Raw genomic sequence first — 22,675 nt, 5'->3', positions numbered from 1 at the left:
TTCGTTTGATTGGTTATCTACACCCTCTTTATTTGTTCTTTAATACGGATAGAGGATTTTCCAATTCCTCAACCAATAGATCGACCCTTGTGCAAGGGTTGTGATTGGCATAATCTTTATCCTTGTGATTCGAACGAAGTCTTTTTGCATATTCCTTTGCTAAAATACCATCTCCATGGTCTTTCAATATGTTGCAAAAGGAGGGATCATTCTTATTGTATCGGAAAGAACTATCATTAAGTCGCTTTTGTATCAACTTTTCAAGTTTGGAAATGTAAGCATCACGGCTGATGGGTACATCCAGATATTGGAAATGGAGAAGGAACCACAATTCAAAAGCTTCGTTTGTCCAAGCGCATCCGAAACCATAGCTCTTTGCAAGGTCGATAGCTCGATTAAAATCATCAAAATCGTCTTTATCAAAGACAACCCAAATCCGATCAAAGCCTAATTCACGCTCTTTTTCGAGATTATCCCGAATCTCTTTGGCTCGTTCGACTAATGCACAAGTAGAACAACCTTGTCCCCTAATCTCTGCCTCTGCCTCTGCGTCGCGAACTTCCGAATAGTGGTCGCCAATCAAAGCCTTAAAATAGTTGGGTTCTGTCTTTTGTCCTTCACAAACAATCAAGAATCGGACTATTATGTCCCGAGTATTCTTTTTGCGTTTTTTTGCGGCTTTTGCTTCTCGCTTTTCACGTTTTAGTCGTTCTATTTCTCTTTTTGGCGGTTGTCCCATGGCTCTACACTTGAAAAAATGAACGGGATAGCTCCATAACGTCCGTTAATATAGTCGTTTTGAAAACTCCGATCTTTACGAACTTTTACTCCTTCTGTGTCTCGAAACTCTATCAATGAATAAAGATCGGAGGATTCTGTCCTGTCTTTTTCCGTGAACCAGATTTGATCACGGCGTAAATAATCGCCCTTCAGCAGATTTGTGTCGTGAGTATTAAAGATCAACTGTGCCCCGTTGGGATTTGTCTCCGGAGACATAAACAACTTCAGAATACTTCTGGTCAAAAGGGGGTGGAGTTTGGCATCTAATTCGTCTACCAGCAAAACAGAACCTTCTTTCAATGTGTCGAATAAAGGGCCTGAAAGCTCTATGACTTTTTTGGTCCCTTCCGATTCCATTTCATCCTTGGCGAAAATTTTTTCCTCGACCTGATTACCGTCTTGGTCATACACCCAATGAGAAGTTTTGATTTCTAATACGCTTCGGCCATCGAATTCTTTCAATATGAATTCTTTCAGTTCATCCGGTACTTCCTTGAGTACATCGTTCGAAAGAGGTTGCTCTGTGACGATCAAGTCTTTGAATCCTAACTGCGTGCGACGGAAGAAGTCTTTGGCTTCATTGCATCCTTCCGGATTTTCTTTGAGCATCTTCAGGGTAAAGCCTTCATAACCCTGTTTTTCTACACCCGAAATAAGATTGCAGTGCTGAAACCAGTCCAAAATAGAAGATGATTTCTTTCCATTTAGCTGCGCACACAAGGACACAAAAAGTCTATTCCCGGGCGTAGCATCTGCTTTGCCATCACCTTCCGGAAATCGCCTCTTGGATATTTCGAACTCGCTTCCGGCACGAAGAAATAAATTGAACTCTCTTTCCTTTTCTTGCTTTTCATATAGCCACTCACTAATGATACGGGTTTTATCATACTCGAAACCATATCTGTATTTTACACCGTCTTTCAAAAATTGTATTTCAAAAGAAGTTGGTTTTTGGGCAGATTCCCTATCCAACATAAACGGGTCGAAACGAAGCGTATCCTGAGGGTTCAATTTTACCGAATCCAATACGATGCTACGCATTTTGGCCAAAGCAAAAAGAGCATTGCTTTTTCCACTTGAATTGGCTCCGTATAAAACGGCTGCCGGAAGGAGTTTGTAAGCTCCTTTCCTAATGACAGATTTGGAAAGTTCTTTGATGGCAGAAGCTTCCATGCTCAAAGTTTTTTCATCTCTGAATGAGCGGAAATTCTTAAAAGTGAAGTTGACCAACATAACTCACACAATAATTATTTGAGGGCAAAGTTATCTAACAAGCCCGGAAAAGCAAGAAAAACGAGAAAAAATCTCACAAATAGCGGCCTTGCGTTCTTTGCAGGGAGCAAAAGATACACCATAAGAAAGATTGTAGACAAAAGAAGAACAACAAATCTCGAGCCGGAAATCGCCGGAAAGTCGCGCCGCAATCTTGAAAAAGTCGCGCCAAAATTTTTTCGTTTTGGTTCGGGTTTTGAAAAAATCTCGCGCGAGAGCGGAAATTTTTTCGCGCCACGTTTTTAGGAATGGCAAACAATAATTTTCACGGACGAGAATGCAGAGCGAGGAGAGATGGCTGCAATGCTTTTGTATTGTTCGTCAAGGAGTAAAACCGCGCAAGAGGTTTTGTTCCTTCTTCCTGTGGCGCGTCGGAGCGGAGGAGACCGCGAGGGGGCTTTTGGCAGAGGGAGAAGTATCGGTCGAAAACAGTATTTTTGTGGCCAAAGCACCTATATTTCTTAGGGTTATGAGAAAGAACCGTTTCGGCCGATTGCAGCTTGCCGTCGTGGCAGCTGTCATTATAGGCTTGTGGATGCTCTCGGCATGTGCCAATATGGGTACGCCGGAGGGGGGGCCTTATGATGTGACACCCCCGCGTTTGCTCAGGGCTACGCCGGCGATGGGTAGCACGAAGCAAACAGGCAATAAGATCTCCCTCCTATTCGATGAAGCTATCCAGATATTGAAACAAAACGAGACGGTGATCGTCTCGCCACCACAGATCAAACAGCCGAAAATATCCGTCTATGGCCGCATGCTGACCATCGAGCTTCGCGACAATCTTCGCGATAGCACCACCTATACGATCGACTTTACAAACGGTTTGGCCGACAACAACGAAGGAAATATCCTGGAAAACTTCTGCTATGCTTTTTCCACCGGCGATGTGCTCGATTCGATGCAGATCGGCGGTCGGGTGATCGATGCTCTGACGCTGGAGCCGGTGGCAGGCATCTTGGTCGGCATTCATGAATCGGAAGCGGATACGGCTTTCACGAAGACTCCCTTTCTGCGTACCACGCTGACGGGAGAGGACGGTTCCTTTACGCTGAAAAATCTTCGCGACGGCCGCTACAAAGTCTTCGCGCTTCAGGATGCCGATCACGACTATGCCTACAGCCAGCTGTCCGAGGGCATCGCCTTCTCTCCGGATTGGTACCGTACCGAAGTGATAGATGGGACTTTCCCTTCCGATACGCTCTCGACCGATACCGATAAACGACTACCGGCGGATTCGGCAATGGTGGAAAAAGAAAAAGTGCCCTCTCCGAACGAGACGAGTGCCGAATCGGCAACTGCGGATACATCGCTTCGGCAGCAGCCTGTTCGATACCGCCCCGACAACGTTCTGCTCCGATTCTATACGTCCGACTTCCGTCGGGAATATCTATCGAAGAAAACTCGTCCCGATTCCGTACAAGTATCCCTGCTGTTCAATACAAGACCTGACACCATCCCGGCACTGCACCTGCTGGGAGAGCAAAAGGGAAAGAGCTGGTATTCGGCTATCAGAAAAGGCGAGAAGGAGATCGTCTACTGGCTGACGGATAAAGAAATCTACAGCCGCGACACTTTGGCCTTTTCGGTCACTTACCCCAAAAGCGACTCGCTCAACATTCCACGACCACAGACGGACACCCTGCGGATGGCCAAGCCGAAACCCTCCGTACAACGCCGTCCGAAAGACGAAGCAGCAGCCTCTTCTGCTCCTCTTATGAATATATCCATCAAGAATAGTAGCAGCATAGCATCGGGTACTCCGGGCGATACCATCAGTATCATAGCGTCCCAACCGTTGGCTCTCGTGGATACGGCAGGCGTTTCCGTAGCACGTCAAGCGGATAGCTTGTGGCGCGATGTCCCGTTCAAGCTCCGTCCCGATTCGCTCAATCCACTGAAGTTCTTCATCGATGCCGGCTGGCAGATGGGGCAAAGCTACCGCATACGGATCGACTCGGCCGTCTGGCGAAGCGTGTACGACCGGTGGAACGCCCCTGTGGAGCAGATGTTTTCGTTCCTTCCGGAGGAGGACCTCAGCAGCCTGCTGCTGAAGCTGTCGGGAGAGGCTGACAGTACTGCCGTAGTGGAACTGCTGAATAAGGGGGGAGAGCCCGTGGCGACAAAGAAAGCGGAACGGGGAGAAGTCCTCTTCCCGCACCTCAAGCCCGATGTCTACTATGCGCGCCTGTTTCTCGATGAGAATGGCAACGGTCGCTGGGATGCCGGCAACTACCCAACAAAGCAGCCCGAATGGGTGTTCTACTACCGCCAATCGTTTACCCTCAGGAAGAACTGGCAGCAGGTCGAAGACTGGGTAGTCACCCGTGAGCAGTATGCCGATCAGAAACCGGAAGCTATCCGAAAGGTAAAGCCCGCGGAGAAGCAAAAGCGCGACCTCAACAGGGAATACGAGGAGCGAATGGCTCGCAGATCGAAGAAAAAGAGTAAGAAGTAACAAAGCATCATATCCTCCTCTGCGCAATCATCGTCCGATGTAGAGGGGAAGAATCACCACATAATGAAACAAAGATTTTCGACTATCGGCATACCGCTCATATTCGTTTTGGGAGCATTGCTGTCGGGGTGTTACGGATTCGATCCGATCAAGGATAAACAAAACAAGCTGAAAGAAGAACTCAATAACGGAGGCAACGAGGCTTCGCCCACTCCTCCGGAGGGACAGTCGGTATTCGATGTCCGTTTTTCCTTCGAGAAGTGGTCGGACACAACTCCTGCCCTGCCGTTGGGAGAAGGGGGATTTTCCTCCTCTTTTTGGGCTTCTGCCAGCAATGAGGGATTCAAGGCTATGCCCAATCCCACACTGCCGTACCCCGTCACACTCGCTGACGAAGGTTATCAGGGTCGTTGCGTGCGGATGCTTACCCGACCCGGGATCAAGGTATATGGCATGGGTAGCTATCTGGTGGCTGCATCGCTTTTCTCCGGTAAGGTCGATGTGTCGAAACTGATCTCTGCCCCACTGGAAGCCACTTACTTCGGGCACAGAGTGCGCCAGCGTCCGATTCGGTTGCGAGGTTACTATCGATACAAGGCCGGAAGCAAATACATCGATGGCAGCATAGGGCCGGATGCCGTGCTGGAAGGCAAAGACCAATGCACGATCGCCGGCGTATTCTATGAAGTAACCGAAGATACGCCCTACCTGAATGGCAAGAACCTCTATGCGGCACCGTCTATCGTATCCATTGCCAAAGTGATAGCGGATGATACGGATGGATGGCAGCCGTTCGATCTCACGTTCCGATCCGTTGGCAATAAAGTCGTGGACTTGGCCAACAAGCAGTATCGCTTGGCTCTGGTCTTTTCGTCTTCATCGCGTGGAGACGAGTATATCGGCTCCGTGGACAGCGAACTGCTTGTCGATGAAGTAACCCTTACGCTGACTACTTTACCCGAATAAAACGTTATGATCCGACGATATTTTCTTTTGATTGCTTGCTTTTGGAGCCTCTCTTTCATCCTGTCGGCTCAGGAGTCGAACGCTTCTGCCCGGCCGTCGCTCTGGGAGTTTTCCGGCAGGGTGGGTATGCATGTGGGAGCATCCACACCGGTACCCGTACCCAAAGCCATGGAGCACGTCTACGCATGGTATCCGCGGCTGAATCCGATGGTGCAACTGGGTGCTTCGCGTCGTCTGCGTGCCGGCAGTCCGTGGGCTGTGAACGTGGGTATAGCCGTAGAGAAAAAAGGCATGGAAGCTACCACACGAGTGAAAGATATGAAAGTAGCTATCGTGTCGGACTCGCCTTATGCCGGCAATCCTGATGAAGAATATCCGGGACTATTCACCGGTGACAACAATACGGAGATACGGCTGGGCTATCTGACGATACCCGTACAGGCGGAATACAATATGCTCAAGGATAGACTCAAGCTGCGCGGAGGTCTCTATACTTCCCTGCTGCTGGAAAGCACGTTCCGTGTGATCATCGACGGTACGATGGTCTATGACGATCCCAAGCTGGGAACGGCGCAGATGGATCTGCGCGAGCTGGATTTCTCGGACAAGATCAAGGCCTTGGATATCGGTGTCATAATCGGTGCCGACTATTATTTCACCCGACAGATAGGAGCATTTGCCGATGTCACATTCGGCCTGATTCCACTGACGGGCACACACTTCAAGGCCATTCCTTACCGCATGCACAACGTCTTTGCCCGTATCGGATTTTCCTACAGGCTCAATTATTGAGCCATCACACAAGAATAGCTTGTCGGTTCTTCGCTTGCTCTTCTCCCCCAAAATCACGCTTCAACACTACAAAGCACAATACACTACACATACAATGGAATCGATAACCCAAATATATCGCATCGGCTACGGCCCGAGCAGTAGCCACACGATCGGCCCGCGTCGGGCAGCCGAGATGTTTATCGATCGGAACCCCGAGGCGACCTCTTTCCGCGTTACGCTATACGGTAGCCTTGCTGCCACAGGCAAAGGACACCTCACGGATGCTGCTATCCTGGCCGTTTTGGAGGCGAAGGCTCCGACGGAAATCGTTTGGAAACCGGAGATCTTCCAAAGTTTTCACCCCAACGGCATGCTCTTCGAGAGCTTCGACAAAGAGGGCAAGCAGCTCGACGACTGGCTCATCTATAGCATCGGCGGCGGAGTCTTGGCCAACGAACACTTCAACGAACAGCGAGGCCGCGAGGTATATCCGCTCAGCAAGATGGCAGATATTCTCGACGAACTGAACAGACGCGGCCTAAGCTTTTGGGAGTATGTGGAAGAAAACGAAGACCCCGATATATGGGACTATTTGGCTGAGGTCTGGTCGGTAATGCGAAACGCCATCCAGGAGGGGCTTGATGCCGAGGGGGTGCTGCCGGGCGGACTGGTCGTTCGCCGGAAGGCCGCCAGCTATCTGATTCGTGCGCAAGGGTATTCCCCAGGTGTGCGAAGCCGAGGCAATGTATATGCCTATGCTTTGGCTGTGAGCGAACAGAATGCATCGGGGGGGAAGATCGTGACGGCTCCTACATGCGGGTCGTGCGGCGTTGTGCCGGCGGTACTCCACCACCTCCAACAGACTCGTGAGTTCAGCGACAAACGTATATTGCGTGCACTGGCTACGGCCGGCCTTTTTGCCAATGTGGTACGCACCAATGCTTCTATTTCGGGAGCCGAAGTCGGCTGTCAGGGTGAAGTGGGCGTAGCCTGTGCCATGGGAGCGGCAGCCAGCAGCCAGCTATTCGGGGGTACTCTGTCCCAAATCGAATATGCTGCAGAGATGGCTTTGGAGCATCACCTCGGACTGACCTGCGACCCTGTGTGCGGATTGGTGCAGGTGCCTTGTATCGAGCGAAACGCCTTTGCGGCAGCACGAGCTTTGGATGCCAATACCTATGCCAACTTCAGCGACGGCAGACACCGTATTTCATTCGATCAGGTCGTGGAAGTGATGCGTCAGACGGGCAAGGATTTGCCGAGTCTGTATAAGGAAACCTCTCAGGGCGGATTGGCCATAGTACACTGCTGATGAAAAGGTGCGATTTCTTTCTGTTCGGAAAACTGACCGGCTTTCTTCTGGTTCTCTTCCTCGTATTTCCCTCCCTCTATGCGCTGAGTCCGACAGAGGGCAGTCCGCGTATTCTCTTGCCCGCACGATCTATCTGGCCTATGGATCGGGAATGGACTTTCAAGATACCCTATCTGGGATCACGCCCCACGCATTGGGCTATCAAGCGTTTGCCCGAAGGATTTACATTCGATTCCCACGAAGGAATTATCCGCGGCAAGGCTTCTTCTCGTGTCGTATTCGAATTTGAAATATCGGCAGCCAACGAATCGGGAGCCGACAGTTGCATTTGGCAGGTGGAAGTAAGCCGGTATAATGGATTGGCTCCGGTTATGGGCTGGAGTACACGTTTGCTGAAAGAGAAAGAAATAAATGAACAGACCATTCTGGAGGTGGCCGATGCTATGCAAAGCAAAGGACTGGTTGCCGCCGGATATAACCATATCATCATAGAAAGCCATTGGCAGACGTCCGTGCGCGACAGCGAGGGGAGAATAAAGGCGGATCCTTCACGTTTTCCCCAAGGAATGAAGCATTTGGCCGATGAACTGCATCATCGGGGTATGCGGCTCGGCCTTTCCTCCAATGCATCTCCGTTTAATGTGCATGGCTTGAGCGGCAGCTTTGAGAAAGAGGTGATAGATGCCGCCACATTCTCCGAGTGGGGTGTGGATTTTATCAAGTACGACTACTGCTGCTCACCTCCTATATCCATCGTTGCACAGCAACGCTATGGTGCCATGGGGCGTGCACTTGCAGCAACGGAACGCCCTCCTTTCTTCTCCGTATGCGAGTGGGGAGAGCTGATGCCTTGGTCATGGGGTATAACGGTGCGAGCCGGTAGCTGGCGTACCTCTTTCGATATTCAAGACAAGTGGAAAGCCGGTCGATATTCTAAGCGGGACAATGGTATTTGGGATGCAGCGATGATCAATTTGCGCTACGCCCAGCATGCCAATCGTGGCCGCGCGATCTCCGATCCGGATCTGCTATTGATAGGAAGCCCCTCCAACGGCTGTACGGCGGAAGAGTACCATGCGCAAATGCAAATGTGGGCGATGATGCGTGCTCCGCTGGTCTTTGCAGCCGATCCGCGTTCCCTATCGGCTGAGGCGGTAGCACTGCTGACGCATCCCGATCTGATCGCTATTGATCAGGATGCTTCTTTTCGTAATATCGAGGAGGAACGTCGCGCTGACGGTACACACCTGTGGACGCGTCAGCTGACGAAAGGAACCGCTGTCTTGGTTGTGAATGCAGGAGAAAGCCCGACGACAACGAGCATCGCTTCGCGCCCCGACTCATCATCTGCGTGGGACGTATCGCAAGCTGTTTATGTGTCGCCGAGCGACTTGGAACGAATTGTTCTGCCGCCACACGCAGCCCGACTGTTTATTTTCGAATAGCAGCTCAGCGCCGGTTTTTTACTTCCGACGCTTGCGCTGCTTGGTGTCGAATTTGTCGTAGAAACGTCCTTCCGTCGGTTTCTCTTTGCGTCCTTTGTTTTTGCGTGAAGTGGGATTTTCGCTACGTCGCCCGTCCAAATCTTTGCGACGAGCGGAAAAGTTCTTTTCTCCGCCTTTTTTCCCTCCGGCATAGTCTTTCTTGGCATCCGCATACTCTACATGGATGCGGCGACCATCCACTTCGTACCGATTGAGGGTTTCTACTACATTCTTGGCTTCGAACTCATCTACATCGAAGAAAGCGAATCGGGGCATCAGGTCGATCCGTCCGATATTGACACGCCCCGGGATACAACGGTTGATCAGCTCGATCAGTCGGTTGGGAAACATTTGATCCATCTTTCCAAAGTTGATGAACAGACGAGTCATACCTTCTTCTGCTTCGCCGGCACCTCGTTTTCGGTTTTTGCGATCTGCCGAAGCCTCGTCTTTTTTCCTCTCGGTCACCTCTTCCACATCTTCGGCACGTCGGTAATAGTCGAGCATACGATTGAACTCCAACGCCATTACCCGACGAATCAATTCGTCTTTCTCGATCCATTCGAGCTTCTTGTTCACTTCGTTCAGGACAGAGTCGATAGCCGCCGTGTTCTCTATATCCACACGTTCTATACGGTCAGCCAGATTGAACAGCTGCTTTTCGCATATCTCCGCTCCGGAAGGGATGCGTGCACGTTCGATCTGCTTCTGCATCGTGCGCTCTATATTCTTGATTTTGCCTTTCTCCTTGACGTGGCAGATGGCGATCGAAAGACCTGTTTTTCCTGCACGGGCCGTACGACCGCTACGATGGGTGTAGCTCTCTACATCATCGGGAAGGCCAAAGTGAATCACATGGGTCAGGTCGTTCACATCCAATCCGCGGGCAGCCACATCGGTGGCAACGAGCAGTTGGAGATTGCGGACGCGAAACTTCTGCATCACATAGTCGCGCTGAGCCTGACTGAGATCGCCATGAAGAGAATCTGCATTATAACCGTCCTGAATCAGTTGATCGGCGATCTCCTGCGTTTCCTTGCGAGTGCGGCAGAATACAATGCCATAGATATTGGGATAGTAGTCGGCAATTCGCTTTAGCGCGAGATATTTGTGACGTGCCGATACCATATAATACAGATGCTTGATATTGGCATTGCCCTCATTCTTATTGCCAATGACAATTTCCTTCGGATTCTTCATGTACGAAGCTGCGATCTTGGAGATCTCTTTGGGCATCGTAGCCGAAAACAGCAACAGATGGCGTTCGGATGGAATATCTGCGAGGATTTGCTCCAGATCTTCTGCAAAGCCCATATTGAGCATTTCATCCGCTTCATCCAAGACCACTGTATGAATTTCCGACAGACTGACGGCCTCGCGGCGCATCAGGTCGAGGAGACGGCCGGGCGTTGCCACGACGATTTGCACACCACGGCGCAAGGCTCTGACCTGAGCATCGATAGGCGTACCTCCGTAAACGGGCAGGATATGCACATCGGACAAATACTTGGAATAGCTGTTCAAGTCGTCAGCGATCTGGAGGCACAGTTCGCGAGTCGGGCAGAGTACCAAAGCCTGCGGTCGTCCTCCCGACAAATCTATCTTCTGGAGCAGAGGAAGGCCGAAAGCGGCAGTCTTGCCTGTGCCGGTCTGTGCCAAAGCGATCAGGTCGATGTCCTCTCCAAGGAGATAAGGTATTACTTCTTCCTGCACAGGCATGGGCTGTTCGAAGCCCAATTCGGCAATTGCCTTCAAAAACGGTTTGGCAATGCCTAATTCTTCAAATGTTTTCATTCTGTTTTGAGTGAGATGTTAGTATGGCCGACGGCCGGCATTGCACACCAACAACTCTCTTTCTGTGCATAACCTTCCGAGGGACCTTTCCGTCCTAATAATTCCGAAAAAGGAAAGAAATGGATTGAATAATGTGTGGCCGATAGTCTATCGCCCACATATTTCGCGACTTCTGTCGCCAAGATAACCGCCATGATGGCGACGTGCGTAATCCTCGAAACCGAAACCGATCTCCTGCATCGTACCTACGACCAGGACATCGCCGATCACCGTCATCACCGTCGTACTGGTAGTCGGAGTCATTCCCAAAGGACATACTTCGGCCGGATTACCGGTGGCCAGGCATACATCCACCTCTGCCGCAAGCCGGCTCTCGGGGTTACCTGTAATGAGGATGAATTTCGTATCGGGAACCAAACGTTTGGTCAGTTCTACCAACTCCAGTACTTCGCGCGTTCGCCCCGAATTGCTGATCAGAAGCATAATATCACCGCTGCGCACCAAACCCAAATCGCCATGCTGGGCTTCGCTCGGATGAAGGAAGTATGCGGGGGTACCGGTGGAACTGAAAGTCGTGGCTATGTTGGCAGCAATCTGTCCGGCCTTGCCCATACCCGAAGTAATCAGCCGACCGTTAGAGCCATGCACCTGCCGAACAATGAGGTCGATAGCCGCCTTATAGTCGTTGTCTGCAGGGATGGCACGGATGGCTTCGGCTTCATGTGCCAGTATTTCGGATATGGTTCGATTGTGTATTTCTGCCTTCATGCTCAATAAATTGCGCTGCAAAAGTATTTATTTAATTTTGCATATTATGCTTTTACGGCACTTTCTTTGCCCTAAATCTTATTCGATTTGGAAATGGAAGGGTGGCTAAGCAAAATGCAATTAAGCTAAAACATTGAGAAAAGCCCAGAAAGCATGATAGCCGGAAGGGCACTATGTAACAGATATTCCGAATTTATAAATGGATTATCAACTATACACGCTGCCGAGCGGTTTGCATGTGGTACATAAACCGCATGCCGGCGAAGTTACTTATGCCGGCTTTGCCATAGCCGTCGGCACACGCCACGAAAGTTCGCGGCACCATGGATTGGCTCATCTGACAGAACACATGCTTTTCAAAGGCACCAGCCTGCGCAATAGCCTTCAGATCATTCGTCGCATGGAAGAGGTCGGTGCCGAGCTTAATGCTTTCACCGAGAAAGAATCCACCTATGTGTACTGCATCTTTCCGAAAGCGCACTTCAACCGTGCCACCAATCTCCTTTTCGATATTGTACGGCATAGCCGATTCCCGGAAGAAGAATTGACCAAAGAGAAAACCGTTATTATCGACGAAATCAATTCTTATCGTGACAATCCCTCTGAACTCATATTCGACGAATTCGAGAATATCCTTTTCCGCCATCATCCTCTCGGACATAACATTCTCGGCACAGAGGCTTCTGTATCACGCATCACGGGACAAATAGGTCGTAACTTCCTCCGTCGCCACTACCGGCCGGACAATATGATCTTCTTCCTGGCCGGAGAAGCAGACTTGTCCGATTTGCCTCTTAGTCCGGCAGAGAAAGTCTCCATCCATAATACCGATGGCACTCCTCTCCATACCCTCAGGGACGGTTTTCTGCCGCGTACCATCAGACGGCACAAGGATACCTACCAGCATCACATCCTCATGGGCGGTCCGGCCTATTCGCTCCACGACGACAGACGCATTCCGCTAAGTCTGCTTAATAATATCCTCGGAGGGCCGGGTATGAACTCCCGACTCAATCTCTCACTGCGTGAAGAGCATGGCTATGTCTATAACGTAGAGAGCAATTACACTCCCTATTCCGATACGGGAATCTTCAATATCTACCTCGGCTGTGCTCCCCGGCATGCGGAAGCAGCCATGGAGCTTGTCAGAAAAGAATTGCGCTATTTGATCGAACACCCTCTTTCTCCGATAGAGCTTGAATCCGCCAAGCGACAGTTCAAAGGGCAGCTCATCGTGTCCGCTGACAATAAGGAGTCCACATTCCTTTCACTGGGCAAGAGTATGCTTCTCTATGGCAAATACGATCCCCTTTCGGTTATCTTCCATCGTATCGATGCCATTACCTCTGATCGGCTCCGTGAGATTGCGGCCGAAGTGCTGGATCCTGATAGTATGCTTACGCTGATCTACTGCTAATCCGGGCTTGACTGCCCCGTCGCATCCCCAACCATGACAGAAAAAGAAAAAGCAGCCCTTGGCCTACTCTATAATCCCGGTTCTGATCCTGAGATGAAAGCCGAATTGCTGCACTGCAAAGAGCAGCTATTCCTCTTCAACGGAATGTCTCCTTCGAATTTATCGGAGCGAAAGGCTATCTTGAGCGATCTCTTCGCCCATCTCGGGCAGCGGACCCTTATCCTTAGTCCTTTTTTCTGCGACTACGGCTATAATATCAGTATAGGCGACGACTGTTTTGCCAATATGAATCTCGTCATTCTCGACTGCACCCGTGTAACGATCGGTAACCATGTGCTGATAGGCCCTAATGTGGATCTATACGGCCACACATCCGATGGATATAGACTCTCGTCGCGAAGGCTTGGAGTCAGCCTTTCCCATAGAGATCGGTAATGATGTATGGATAGGTGCCCATGCCTGCATCCTGCCGGGTGTAAGCATAGGAGACGGAGCCGTCATAGGAGCGGGAAGTGTGGTCACGCACGATATTCCGGCAGGTATGCTGGCCTATGGCAATCCATGCCGTGTGATAAGACAGACCCGCTCGCTGAAGGCTATCGGCTCGGAAAGGAGGTAAGGAGAGTTGCTCGTTTTCTCGGATCCTCCTTACAGGTCTACATCCTGTTCGTGCCCGGTTGTCTGATTGACGGTGATGGATGTAGGTAGATAACCATCCTTTTCGACAGCTTCGGTAGTCGAAACAGGCGGTACAATCGGCGAACCGGCTCCTGTAATGGACTTTACAGAGAGGACATACTCATTGTTTCGTACGAGGCCGAAACGCCCGTAGGAATCTTTGTTAGGAGCTTTCTCGTCATCGAAATGGCGAATGGGGATGACATAATAGTTCTGCGATTTGTAATAGAACTGTATTCCATGACTGACGAACCCACCCGTATATACCAGTGAATCGTCAGCTTTCGCCTTCTTGATGCTGTCGGCCAGGGCCGTACCGGCAGAAGCCGGGTTGTCCACATATTTTTTGAACTGTTCCAGACTCATCTTTCTGCCCTGAAATTCAATCCAGCCTTCATCCGGCTTCACGCCTGGGATACCATTAGGAACGTATTTTGCACGCAAGACTACTCTCGGCACGTAAGCTGTAAAGTAGTTTTTAGGGCCTACGGTCGATTCTTTTGTGTAGATCGCTGCTTGATTCAGATTGAAGTCCGCCTTTTTCTCCTGCATCTTAGCTGCTGCCACAGGATTGTCAAACATTTCTGCCTTGGCATACCCATAGATGTTGTTGTATGCTATACCGGCGGCTATCGATTCCTCTGCCCAGCTTGAGGCATAACGGTCAGCAAGAGGCGAATTATCTCCATACTCTTCATCGGCACCGGTCGAAAGTTTGGCCAAATGGCGCAAGGGATATATCCTTTGTGGTACTACATCGATGACATAGCGGGACAAATCGCCGGTGTACTCTCCGCCCGATATTGTCGGTTTTCCTACTACCAATACACGTGCCAGACACGGTTCCACTTTTACGGACAATCGCGATACCTCCGAAAGTTGGCTCTTTTTGTCCACAATCTGAGTAGACAGCAATTTGATTAACCCCTGATCGTTGGCCATGGTAACGGAATGTTCTGCCCCGGATGTAACGCTACCGCTCTCATAAGCGGCGAACGACTCCAAAAGCGTCTGATTCGTAGCTTGAATGGCTGTTGTAGCTGATAGTATTTCCGGAATAATAGCTGCATAGGAAGTACCACTATTGACCAAGACTGCCAGACGATAGTTCTGTTTGGGAATTTTGAGATCGAAAGAGAGGTCACTTGTCGGCTCAACGGTTCGACTTAGCAATAGTTTTGAATCAGTCTCATGAAAGAACAAGAAGGTAATGCGACGAATAGACCGAAGCGGATCATGTGTACCGCCCTCTCGGGAGAGATGCAGATTGGATCGCAAATCCAATGAGATATAACCTGAATCCAGCGGTTGTTCGACATCATCGGCATTCGTCAGTAACGGATGATTGGAGCAAGAAAATCCAATACATGCCAAAGAGCAGCCAAGTAGTAGTGATTTTAATTTCATAAGCATTGGGTTAGAATTGATATTAAAAGAGAGGATTAGTCGTAAAAGGTTTTGTCGAAGGCTCTGAACTCTCTATGTCCCAATACATAGCACCTCCAGAAAGCAATCAGAAATCCACTACCGTATCCCCATAACTGCACGAAAGAGGCCGGTACGGCAAGAATGGCTATGTGTAGGGAGCGATTGGTATGCCAGGCATCCAGCAAGAACAGCAGTGCCAAAAGCAACAAAGGAAGCAATGACCATGGACAAAAGAACTGGCCGATCACCAGTATTGCACAGCCCAGCGTAAAGAGGGCCGGCAGCATGTGCACGGGCTTCATACTCCCGGGATGACGTCTCTGCAAATGGATACGCGCAATACCGGAGTTGTACACCTGACGGAAGAACTTCTTGAAGTCGATCCTCCGTTTGTGGAATACAAAGGCTTCCGGAAACAGGCATACCTTGTATCCGGCCTTGAAAAGACGCAGACTGAAATCGATGTCCTCACCGAAGCGCATCTCTTCCGAAAAACCACCGAGTTGCTGATAGACCGAGCGTTTGCAGCCCAAATTGAAGCTGCGAGGATAGAATTTGTCCAGTCGTACTCCACTTCCTCCACGAATACCTCCGGTGGTGAAGAAAGAGGTCATCGCATAGTTAATGGCTTTCTGTACGGGTGAGAATCCTTCTGCAGCTGCATCAGGGCCACCGAAAGCATCTGCTTGTGTCTGCTCGATTCCTTTTTTTACTGCGGCTATATAGCCGCTCGGCAATACTAAATCGGAATCCAATATCAGCAGATATTCCCCCACCGCCATTCGTGCACCAATGTTGCGTGCAGAAGCCGGCCCTCCATTAGGCACTCTTACATACTGTATTCGGAGAAGATCTCTGAAACGATCCACTTCTTTGTCACAGCACACTGACGAACCGTCTTCGACGATGATCACTTCGAAGTCGCTATTCGTCTGTATAAGCAGGCTCTCCAGTAGCTCCCGTACTTCGTCGGGACGATTATAAACGGGGATAATAATAGAGAAGGCTGTAGGGGTCGTATCCATTCCTGCCGATTTATTTGTTGGCTTTTTCTTCGCTGTTATTGTACCACTCCAGATATGATTGAGTATAAGAGCGGCCGGATTCCAGCAAAGCTTTCTTCTGAGCATCGCTGATGGCAAAATCCGTAGTCTTTACTCCCAGCGTATCGATGTAAATAGTGCGTTGCCAGTCGTCACTGTGCAGGTGTACATCGTCCTGAGCAGAGAGCAGGGTGCCGAATAGCGACACGGTATAGTCGAAGAAGCTGTCGATGTCTCGATGAGGAGGTTCAGCATTGTCCCTGAAGAAGGCTATCTTCTCTTTGCTGTCGAGTCGGAAGCCCAATGTCTCCTTGTTGTATACGTAATCGGCAATCTTCCTGGGGCGTTCCTCCAGCTTCCTATTGATAGGTTCATAGTAGTCCGTTCGAGTAAAGTTCTTGGTTACATACTTGGTACGATCGAACACCTTGACGGGATAGTTGTTCAGCATACCCCCATCCACATATACATCGTTTCGGAAGTTGCGCTTAGCAGCGAAAAACAGTGGAATGGACATGGAGATACGTGCCGCATCGGCTATACAGATGCGAGGAGTATGTTCTGCCGAAAAGATCTCTGAGAAGCCTGTAGAAAGATTGGTGCCGATGAGAGAAATGTCGAGAAATTTCTTTTCTCCTTTCATCGCAGCCAGATCAGCAAAAGTGGATTCGCTATTGCCCGTTTTGGCCTTGATCAGATCGCCAATCCAATTGCGGAAGAAATCACCCTTGTACCAACCGAACTTCTCTATCAACCGTTTCGTATCCTGAATGATACCCCATGAATCGTCCATGAAGTTCTTGAAATTGAGACACCACATTATCTCTTTCACCTCACCCGGTGTATAACCCAGTCCGATGAGTACAGCCATGATGGCACCGGCCGATGTGCCGGCTACTCGTTTGATCTTGGGGAAAATCTTTTCTTCCTGCAGCACTTCGAGTGCACCGATGTAGGCGATACCTTTCACGCCGCCCCCTTCGAATACCAAATTCTTAAAAAAATAAGCCATAGGATAATAATTAGGTTACGGAAAGAACGGGTTATCGATAGCAGGTCAATTCAATTTCCACTCTGCACCGTCTTTCGTATCTTTTATCGTAAATCCAAGAGCCGTGAGTTCGTCGCGGATCTTATCGCTTGTCGCCCAATCCTTACGAGCTTTGGCTTCGGCTCGGATACTTAGGAGCAAATCCATCGCTTTGCCGAAAGCTTCGCTACCGCCGGCAGAAGACACCCTTTCATCGCGCATACCGAGCAGGTCGAAGAGGAAGAGACGGAATGTTGTACGTAGTTCCTCCAAGTCGGAAGAAGTAATGGTGCCTTGTCCATTGTGCACAGCATTGATTGCACGCGCAGCATCGAAGAGGGCTGCTATTACCATCGGACTGTTCAGATCATCGTTCATGGCATCGTAGCAACGCTTACGCAGGTCGCTCACCTCCACGGAGGTCGTGTCGGCAGTCTTCAATCCATCGAGCAAGGCTGCTGCATCCAGCAATCGTTCCAAACCCTTCTCTGCTGCCTCCAAAGCTTCGTTGCTGAAGTCTACGGTGCCTCGATAGTGGGCACCGAGAATAAAGAAGCGTATGGTCATGGGTGAATAAGCCTTGTGAAGACTCGGATGCGATCCGGAGAAAAACTCTTCGAGTGTGATGAAGTTGCCCAGGCTTTTACCCATTTTCTGCCCGTTGATGGTAATCATGTTGTTGTGCATCCAATAGCGTACGATAGGGTGCCCCTGTGAGGCAACTGCCTGTGCTATCTCGCATTCGTGATGGGGAAATACGAGGTCCATTCCTCCACCATGTATATCGAACTCTTCACCGAGATATTTGCGCCCCATGGCCGTACATTCGCAGTGCCAGCCCGGGAATCCCATACCCCAAGGACTCGGCCAACGCATGATATGCTCGGGCTGAGCAGCCTTCCAGAGAGCAAAGTCCACGCCGTTTCGCTTTTCGTCCTGCCCATCGAGCCTGCGAGTATTATTGATCATCTCTTCTATGTTCCGACCGCTCAGTACTCCGTAGCGATGGTCTTGATTGTATTTTTCCACATCGAAATAGACCGATCCGCAACTTTCATAGGCATAGCCCGCTTTCAGTATTTGCTTGACCAGTTCGATCTGCTCGATGATATGACCCGAAGCCATCGGTTCTATACTCGGAGGCAACACATTGAGAGCTTCCATGGCATGGCGATAACGCGTGAGGTAGTACTGCACTACTTCCATCGGTTCAAGCTGTTCGAGGCGTGCCTTCTTGGCGATTTTGTCTTCTCCTTCGTCTGCATCGTGTTCCAGGTGGCCTACATCGGTAATGTTGCGTACGTAGCGCACTTGATAGCCCAAATGCCGGAGATAGCGGTATAGGAGATCGAATGTGATGGCCGGACGGGCATGTCCCAAGTGGGCATCTCCGTAGACCGTAGGGCCACACACATAGAGTCCGACATGAGGTTCATGGATAGGCTCGAATCGCTCTTTCTTGCGATGGAGCGTATTATAAATTTCCAAAGGATGTTCCATTATAATTGTGGGTTAAGCATGCATATATTACAAAGGTAGCACAGTTTTTAATTAACTTTGCGTAATAGCGTCTGTAAAACAGATTAGCTAAAGATGTTATTTGAGTCTTTCTTTTAGATCGAAAAAAAGATATGAAACAGACTTTTCGCTTTATCAAACCGATTGAACGAATTACTCACCTGAAGCCGAATGCTACGATGATGCTCTTCTTGGCTTCGGTGTTGGCTGTCATCATGGCCAATAGTTCGTTGAGTTCTATCTATCATGAAATTTTGGAGTACCCTATCAATCTTACGATCGGAGGTCGTGAGATCTTTTCTCATCATGGAGAGACCATGACTTTGCTCCAGTTTGTGAACGATGTGCTGATGGTCATTTTCTTCCTTGCTGTCGGTTTGGAGATCAAGCAGGAGGTTTTGGTAGGCGAATTGTCCTCTTTCAAGAAAGCCATGCTTCCTATCGTGGGTGCCGTAGGAGGGATGATCGTCCCCATCCTCTTCTTCCTGCTGGTCGTTCACGAAGGCCCCGGAGCACGAGGAGCTGCTATTCCCATGGCTACAGATATAGCCTTTGCTTTGGCGGCCTTGGCTGCTTTGGGAAGTCGGGTGCCACCAAGTCTGAAGGTATTCCTGACGGCTTTGGCCGTCGCGGATGACATAGGCGGTATCATCATTATCGCCGTCTTCTACAGTTCTCATATTAACTTAGGGATGTTGGCCATTGCCTTCGGTATCCTCTTCCTCATGTACCTGATGGGGCGTATGCACGTGAGCCGGTTAGGGCTGTACTTCGTCTGTACATTCTTCGTTTGGCTCTTTTTCCTCCAGAGTGGGATCCATACCACTATAGCCGGTGTGTTGGCAGCTTTCATGATTCCGGCTCGTCCCGGTTTGCATGCCAAAAACCTTCGTGCCGAGATGCGTTCCCTGTTCGAGGCAATGCCCAATGATAAGATCCGACAGTCGGGCACTTCTATGATATTGAGCCATAACCAAATCAACGTGATCAACTCCATGCGTAAGGCTGCACGCAGTGCCATCAGTCCGCTGCAACTCATGGAGGAACTTCTCAGCCCGATAGTAGGCTACTTCGTGCTGCCACTCTTCGCCTTTGCCAATGCCGGCATCACACTTGGAGGAGTCACTGCCGATGCCTTGTGGGGTGTGCCGATGGCTGTATTCTTGGGATTGTTTGTCGGGAAACCTCTGGGTATCTACTTTTTCTCCTATGGCTTTGTCAAGATGAAGTTCTGCCCTTGGCCCGAAGGAATGAGCCGTATCAACCTGATGGCCGTCTCCTTGTTCGGGGGCATCGGCTTCACCGTTTCGCTCTTTATCGCTACTCTTTCTTACACAACGCCTGAGCATATGCACTTCCTCAATGAAGCTAAGCTCGGCATTTTCGCCGCTTCGATTCTCGCTGCTGTGGTCGGTATCTTTACCTTGCGATATGAGCTGAATCTGGAAAATGCCAAGGCGCAAAAGAGCTGAGAGGTATTTGAAAGGATCGCCTCCTCCCATGCAAGAGAAGCAGCATATTCATATCGGAGAGATTGTCCAACGGCTGAGTGGCAGGAAACTCCCGCAGCCACTTATCCGTTTGCTCGAGTGCCTGATACATCAGGACGAGATCAACGATATACTCGACCGGTACGGACACCTTGAGGGTGTGGACTTTATGACTGCTTTGGTCGGGTATTTTCACGTCGATATAGGTTGGAATGGAGCAGACAGACTGCCGGCCGACAAACGGTGTCTTTTTGTTTCCAATCATCCCTTGGGAGGGCTGGACGGTATCTGTCTCAGTCATCTGATCGGTAGTCACTACTGTTCGGATGTACGTTATATCGTCAATGATATTCTCTTTCATCTTCGACCACTCCGCCAGATTTTCGTCCCCGTCAATACCCGTGGCAGACAGAAGCGAGAGAGTATAGATCGGCTCCAGGAAGCTTTCGAGAGCGATCTGCCCGTAATAACTTTTCCGGCAGGCTTTTGTTCCCGTCTGATCGATGGTAAAGTTCAGGATACCCCGTGGAAGAAGAGCTTTGTCCGTCAGGCCTACGCCTACAAACGGGATATAGTCCCACTCTTTTTCGAGGGTCTTAATTCGAAGCGTTTCTACCGGATAGAGCGTTTCCGTCAGCTCCTTGGCCTTAAGTTCAATATCGGGATGGCTTTGCTGCCGGACGAAATGTTTCGGAGCAAAGGACGTCGTTTTCGTGTATTCGCAGGCCGGCCTATTCCATGGCAATCTCTTGCATCTGCCCCCCGAGATACCACTGAGCAGGCACTTCATATCCGTTCACTGGCGTATGACCTCAGCCCGTCGGCCTCAAAGAAATAACCATTAACCCCATGTACCTCGAACCCATTATTGCTCCGATCTCACCCGAATTGCTCGAGCAGGAGCTGACTGCCGATCGTTTTCTGCGGACGACGAACAAAGCCGGCAATGAAATCTATGTTTTCACGGCCGAAGAAGCTCCGTACTGTATGAAAGAAGTAGGCCGACTGCGTGAAGAAGCCTTTCGGCATTATGGCGGAGGAACGGGTAAGGCGATCGATATAGACGAGTTCGACACCATGCCCGGGGGCTACAAACAGCTGATCGTATGGGATCCGCAAAACAAGGCCATACTCGGAGGCTACCGCTTTATCTATGGGCGGGACGTTGCTTTCGATACCGATGGCAAGCCTTTGCTGGCAACGGCAGAGATGTTTCGCTTCAGTGATGCCTTTTTGCGCGATTATCTCCCCTACACAGTCGAATTGGGACGTTCGTTCGTGTCGCTCCAGTACCAATCGACACGGATGGGTACAAAGGCCATTTTTGTGCTGGACAATCTATGGGACGGTATCGGAGCACTCACCGTAGTCAATCCTGAGGCACTCTATTTTTATGGCAAAGTGACCATGTACAAAGACTATGATCGGCGAGCTCGCAATCTGATCCTGTATTTCCTTCACAAGCACTTCTCCGATCCGGAAGGCTTGGTCAAGCCCATTCATCCCCTACCGATAGAGATCAACCCAGAGGACGAAGCCTTGTTCTCTTCCTCCGACTTTAGTGCCAATTACAAGACACTCAATATAGAAGTGCGCAAACTGGGAATCAATATCCCTCCGCTCGTGAGTGCATATATAGCTTTGTCTCCGGAAATGCGCGTTTTCGGCACTGCAGTAAACGAGGCTTTCGGCGACGTGGAGGAAACCGGCATATTCATTGCTGTGGGCAAGATACTCGAAGAGAAAAAACAAAGGCATATAGAAAGCTTTATCCTCAGCCGGAACGAAAAGGAAGGCCACGACAATACCAATGGCTGACCACAATGATCGCGGACATCACGGCGAAGAGATAGCCCTGAAGCATCTCAGGCAGCAAGGTTATCGGATAGAGGCTCTCAACTGGCAATCCGGCAGGCGAGAGCTGGATATAGTGGCATCCACTTCCAGAGAATTGGTCGTAGTGGAAGTAAAGACCCGTACCGAAGGCTTTCTACTGGCCCCCGAAGAGGCTGTAGATATGCGCAAAAGGCGACTGATTTCCGAGTCTGCACATCACTATGTACGTATGTATGCCATCGATCTGCCCGTACGCTTCGACATTATATCCGTAATCCTGAATGCGGATGGCTCCTGCAAACGCATCGAGCATAGAGAAAGCGCCTTCCCTCTTCTGCTGAAACGATCACAGAGGAGTACACCTCGAAGACGCAGATTATAGCTCCGGCCGATTTCGTCGATTCCCGTTCTCTGAGGATAAGGGGTTTCCATAGCCCTGCATGCATATAGGACAGCCACCTTGTTCGCTTTGCAAACGAGGTGGCTGTCTTCGTTTTTGTTGGTTCGCCATAAGGCTTTCGGAGCTTGCGATTGTTATGCATATTTTTCGGATGAGTCGATAGCCTATTTGCCGAGTCTTTTCTCTGTATGCAAAGTTGTGATTGGCACCGTATTAGAGACTTTTTT

Annotated in this window: 20 protein-coding genes and 1 pseudogene; 12 read left to right on the top strand and 9 right to left on the bottom strand. The window is 50.0% G+C overall.

The features are described 5' to 3' along the window. Positions 1 to 28 precede the first annotated feature (28 nt). Genes HQ49_RS05205 through HQ49_RS10740 form a run of 3 tightly spaced genes read right to left on the bottom strand, consistent with a single transcriptional unit; the run spans position 29 to position 2,277 of the window. The gene (locus tag HQ49_RS05205) at positions 29 to 739 is read right to left on the bottom strand and encodes an RloB family protein (protein WP_021677301.1); all 711 of its coding nucleotides are present in this window, start codon (positions 737 to 739) and stop codon (positions 29 to 31) included. Next, on the bottom strand, positions 712 to 2,013 hold the full coding sequence (locus HQ49_RS05200; protein ID WP_039418782.1) for an AAA family ATPase: 1,302 nt from the start codon (positions 2,011 to 2,013) through the stop codon (positions 712 to 714). Before HQ49_RS05200 ends, HQ49_RS05205 begins: the two co-directional genes overlap by 28 nt. A 30-nt stretch (positions 2,014 to 2,043) precedes the next feature. After that, on the bottom strand, positions 2,044 to 2,277 hold the full coding sequence (locus tag HQ49_RS10740) for a DUF1661 domain-containing protein (protein WP_353354651.1): 234 nt from the start codon (positions 2,275 to 2,277) through the stop codon (positions 2,044 to 2,046). On the opposite strand from HQ49_RS10740, the gene HQ49_RS12665 reads away from it, so the two are divergent. The 6 genes from HQ49_RS12665 (at position 2,249) to HQ49_RS05175 (ending at position 9,007) form a co-directional block, all read left to right on the top strand. Next, entirely contained in the window at positions 2,249 to 2,314 is a 66-nt protein-coding gene (locus HQ49_RS12665) for a DUF1661 domain-containing protein (protein WP_353307445.1), read from the top strand. The two genes, HQ49_RS10740 and HQ49_RS12665, sit on opposite strands and share 29 nt — an antisense overlap. 207 nt (positions 2,315 to 2,521) lie before the next feature. After that, complete coding sequence (locus HQ49_RS05195; protein ID WP_200879157.1) at positions 2,522 to 4,510, top strand: Ig-like domain-containing protein; 1,989 nt, start codon at positions 2,522 to 2,524, stop codon at positions 4,508 to 4,510. 63 nt (positions 4,511 to 4,573) lie between these two features. Then, complete coding sequence (locus HQ49_RS05190) at positions 4,574 to 5,476, top strand: PCMD domain-containing protein (protein WP_039418779.1); 903 nt, start codon at positions 4,574 to 4,576, stop codon at positions 5,474 to 5,476. A 6-nt stretch (positions 5,477 to 5,482) separates the two neighbouring features. Beyond that, positions 5,483 to 6,268, top strand: a complete 786-nt coding sequence (locus tag HQ49_RS05185) for a porin family protein (protein ID WP_039418778.1) — start codon at positions 5,483 to 5,485, stop codon at positions 6,266 to 6,268. A gap of 94 nt (positions 6,269 to 6,362) precedes the next feature. Next, on the top strand, positions 6,363 to 7,562 hold the full coding sequence (locus tag HQ49_RS05180) for an L-serine ammonia-lyase (RefSeq protein ID WP_039419013.1): 1,200 nt from the start codon (positions 6,363 to 6,365) through the stop codon (positions 7,560 to 7,562). Further along, positions 7,562 to 9,007, top strand: a complete 1,446-nt coding sequence (locus HQ49_RS05175; protein ID WP_039418776.1) for a glycoside hydrolase family 27 protein — start codon at positions 7,562 to 7,564, stop codon at positions 9,005 to 9,007. Before HQ49_RS05180 ends, HQ49_RS05175 begins: the two co-directional genes overlap by 1 nt. An 18-nt stretch (positions 9,008 to 9,025) precedes the next feature. Here the strand turns inward: HQ49_RS05175 and HQ49_RS05170 are convergent, their stop codons facing one another. Then, entirely contained in the window at positions 9,026 to 10,840 is a 1,815-nt protein-coding gene (locus HQ49_RS05170; protein WP_039418775.1) for a DEAD/DEAH box helicase, read from the bottom strand. A gap of 147 nt (positions 10,841 to 10,987) precedes the next feature. Further along, entirely contained in the window at positions 10,988 to 11,608 is a 621-nt protein-coding gene (locus tag HQ49_RS05165; protein WP_018964508.1) for an SIS domain-containing protein, read from the bottom strand. A gap of 199 nt (positions 11,609 to 11,807) precedes the next feature. Between HQ49_RS05165 and HQ49_RS05160 the strand changes: the two genes are divergently transcribed. Further along, positions 11,808 to 13,025, top strand: a complete 1,218-nt coding sequence (locus tag HQ49_RS05160) for a M16 family metallopeptidase (RefSeq protein ID WP_039418774.1) — start codon at positions 11,808 to 11,810, stop codon at positions 13,023 to 13,025. Positions 13,026 to 13,058: 33 nt separating this feature from the next. After that, positions 13,059 to 13,644: pseudogene (locus tag HQ49_RS05155) on the top strand (sugar O-acetyltransferase). A 29-nt stretch (positions 13,645 to 13,673) separates the two neighbouring features. Here the strand turns inward: HQ49_RS05155 and HQ49_RS05150 are convergent. The 4 genes from HQ49_RS05150 to cysS are packed head-to-tail and all read right to left on the bottom strand — an operon-like array spanning position 13,674 to position 18,704. Continuing rightward, complete coding sequence (locus tag HQ49_RS05150; protein ID WP_039418773.1) at positions 13,674 to 15,116, bottom strand: PGN_1808 family fimbria major subunit; 1,443 nt, start codon at positions 15,114 to 15,116, stop codon at positions 13,674 to 13,676. Between the two features lie 29 nt (positions 15,117 to 15,145). Then, positions 15,146 to 16,156: a glycosyltransferase gene (locus tag HQ49_RS05145; protein WP_039418771.1), complete on the bottom strand. Its 1,011-nt coding sequence runs from the start codon at positions 16,154 to 16,156 to the stop codon at positions 15,146 to 15,148. 10 nt (positions 16,157 to 16,166) lie between these two features. Beyond that, a complete protein-coding gene (locus HQ49_RS05140) occupies positions 16,167 to 17,186 on the bottom strand; it encodes a patatin-like phospholipase family protein (RefSeq protein ID WP_018964513.1) in 1,020 nt (339 codons plus the stop codon). A 45-nt stretch (positions 17,187 to 17,231) separates the two neighbouring features. Continuing rightward, a complete protein-coding gene (gene cysS, locus HQ49_RS05135) occupies positions 17,232 to 18,704 on the bottom strand; it encodes a cysteine--tRNA ligase (protein ID WP_018964514.1) in 1,473 nt (490 codons plus the stop codon). Positions 18,705 to 18,835: 131 nt separating this feature from the next. Here cysS and nhaA point away from each other — a divergent pair, with 131 nt between their 5' ends. From nhaA to HQ49_RS05115, 4 genes are read left to right on the top strand one after another with little or no spacing between them, the layout of a single operon-like run. Continuing rightward, positions 18,836 to 20,194 carry a Na+/H+ antiporter NhaA gene (gene nhaA, locus HQ49_RS05130; RefSeq protein ID WP_018964515.1) on the top strand — a complete coding sequence of 453 codons (1,359 nt, stop codon included), beginning with the start codon at positions 18,836 to 18,838 and terminating at the stop codon, positions 20,192 to 20,194. Between the two features lie 28 nt (positions 20,195 to 20,222). Beyond that, a complete protein-coding gene (locus HQ49_RS05125; RefSeq protein WP_039418770.1) occupies positions 20,223 to 21,050 on the top strand; it encodes a 1-acyl-sn-glycerol-3-phosphate acyltransferase in 828 nt (275 codons plus the stop codon). Positions 21,051 to 21,061: 11 nt separating this feature from the next. Next, positions 21,062 to 22,030, top strand: coding sequence for a GNAT family N-acetyltransferase (locus HQ49_RS05120; RefSeq protein WP_039418768.1), 969 nt, complete (start codon positions 21,062 to 21,064; stop codon positions 22,028 to 22,030). Then, positions 22,023 to 22,430, top strand: a complete 408-nt coding sequence (locus tag HQ49_RS05115; protein WP_039418767.1) for a YraN family protein — start codon at positions 22,023 to 22,025, stop codon at positions 22,428 to 22,430. The genes HQ49_RS05120 and HQ49_RS05115 overlap by 8 nt, the downstream gene beginning before the upstream one ends. Positions 22,431 to 22,675: the final 245 nt, after the last annotated feature.

The sequence above is a fragment of the Porphyromonas gulae genome (assembly GCF_000765945.1).
Classification (GTDB): domain Bacteria; phylum Bacteroidota; class Bacteroidia; order Bacteroidales; family Porphyromonadaceae; genus Porphyromonas; species Porphyromonas gulae.
Note: the sequence above shows the minus strand (reverse complement) of the source record. Positions and strands in the feature narration are given on the sequence as shown.

Coding starts and splice junctions, on each gene's coding strand:
- HQ49_RS05125 (WP_039418770.1), top strand. CDS start 20,223: ATGCAAGAGAAGCAGCATATTCATATCGGAGAGATTGTCCAACGGCTG.
- HQ49_RS05200 (WP_039418782.1), bottom strand. CDS start 2,013: ATGTTGGTCAACTTCACTTTTAAGAATTTCCGCTCATTCAGAGATGAA.
- HQ49_RS05145 (WP_039418771.1), bottom strand. CDS start 16,156: ATGGATACGACCCCTACAGCCTTCTCTATTATTATCCCCGTTTATAAT.
- HQ49_RS05120 (WP_039418768.1), top strand. CDS start 21,062: ATGTACCTCGAACCCATTATTGCTCCGATCTCACCCGAATTGCTCGAG.
- HQ49_RS05180 (WP_039419013.1), top strand. CDS start 6,363: ATGGAATCGATAACCCAAATATATCGCATCGGCTACGGCCCGAGCAGT.
- HQ49_RS05150 (WP_039418773.1), bottom strand. CDS start 15,116: ATGCTTATGAAATTAAAATCACTACTACTTGGCTGCTCTTTGGCATGT.
- HQ49_RS05170 (WP_039418775.1), bottom strand. CDS start 10,840: ATGAAAACATTTGAAGAATTAGGCATTGCCAAACCGTTTTTGAAGGCA.
- nhaA (WP_018964515.1), top strand. CDS start 18,836: ATGAAACAGACTTTTCGCTTTATCAAACCGATTGAACGAATTACTCAC.
- cysS (WP_018964514.1), bottom strand. CDS start 18,704: ATGGAACATCCTTTGGAAATTTATAATACGCTCCATCGCAAGAAAGAG.
- HQ49_RS05195 (WP_200879157.1), top strand. CDS start 2,522: ATGAGAAAGAACCGTTTCGGCCGATTGCAGCTTGCCGTCGTGGCAGCT.
- HQ49_RS05115 (WP_039418767.1), top strand. CDS start 22,023: ATGGCTGACCACAATGATCGCGGACATCACGGCGAAGAGATAGCCCTG.
- HQ49_RS05165 (WP_018964508.1), bottom strand. CDS start 11,608: ATGAAGGCAGAAATACACAATCGAACCATATCCGAAATACTGGCACAT.
- HQ49_RS05205 (WP_021677301.1), bottom strand. CDS start 739: ATGGGACAACCGCCAAAAAGAGAAATAGAACGACTAAAACGTGAAAAG.
- HQ49_RS05140 (WP_018964513.1), bottom strand. CDS start 17,186: ATGGCTTATTTTTTTAAGAATTTGGTATTCGAAGGGGGCGGCGTGAAA.
- HQ49_RS05185 (WP_039418778.1), top strand. CDS start 5,483: ATGATCCGACGATATTTTCTTTTGATTGCTTGCTTTTGGAGCCTCTCT.
- HQ49_RS05160 (WP_039418774.1), top strand. CDS start 11,808: ATGGATTATCAACTATACACGCTGCCGAGCGGTTTGCATGTGGTACAT.
- HQ49_RS05190 (WP_039418779.1), top strand. CDS start 4,574: ATGAAACAAAGATTTTCGACTATCGGCATACCGCTCATATTCGTTTTG.
- HQ49_RS05175 (WP_039418776.1), top strand. CDS start 7,562: ATGAAAAGGTGCGATTTCTTTCTGTTCGGAAAACTGACCGGCTTTCTT.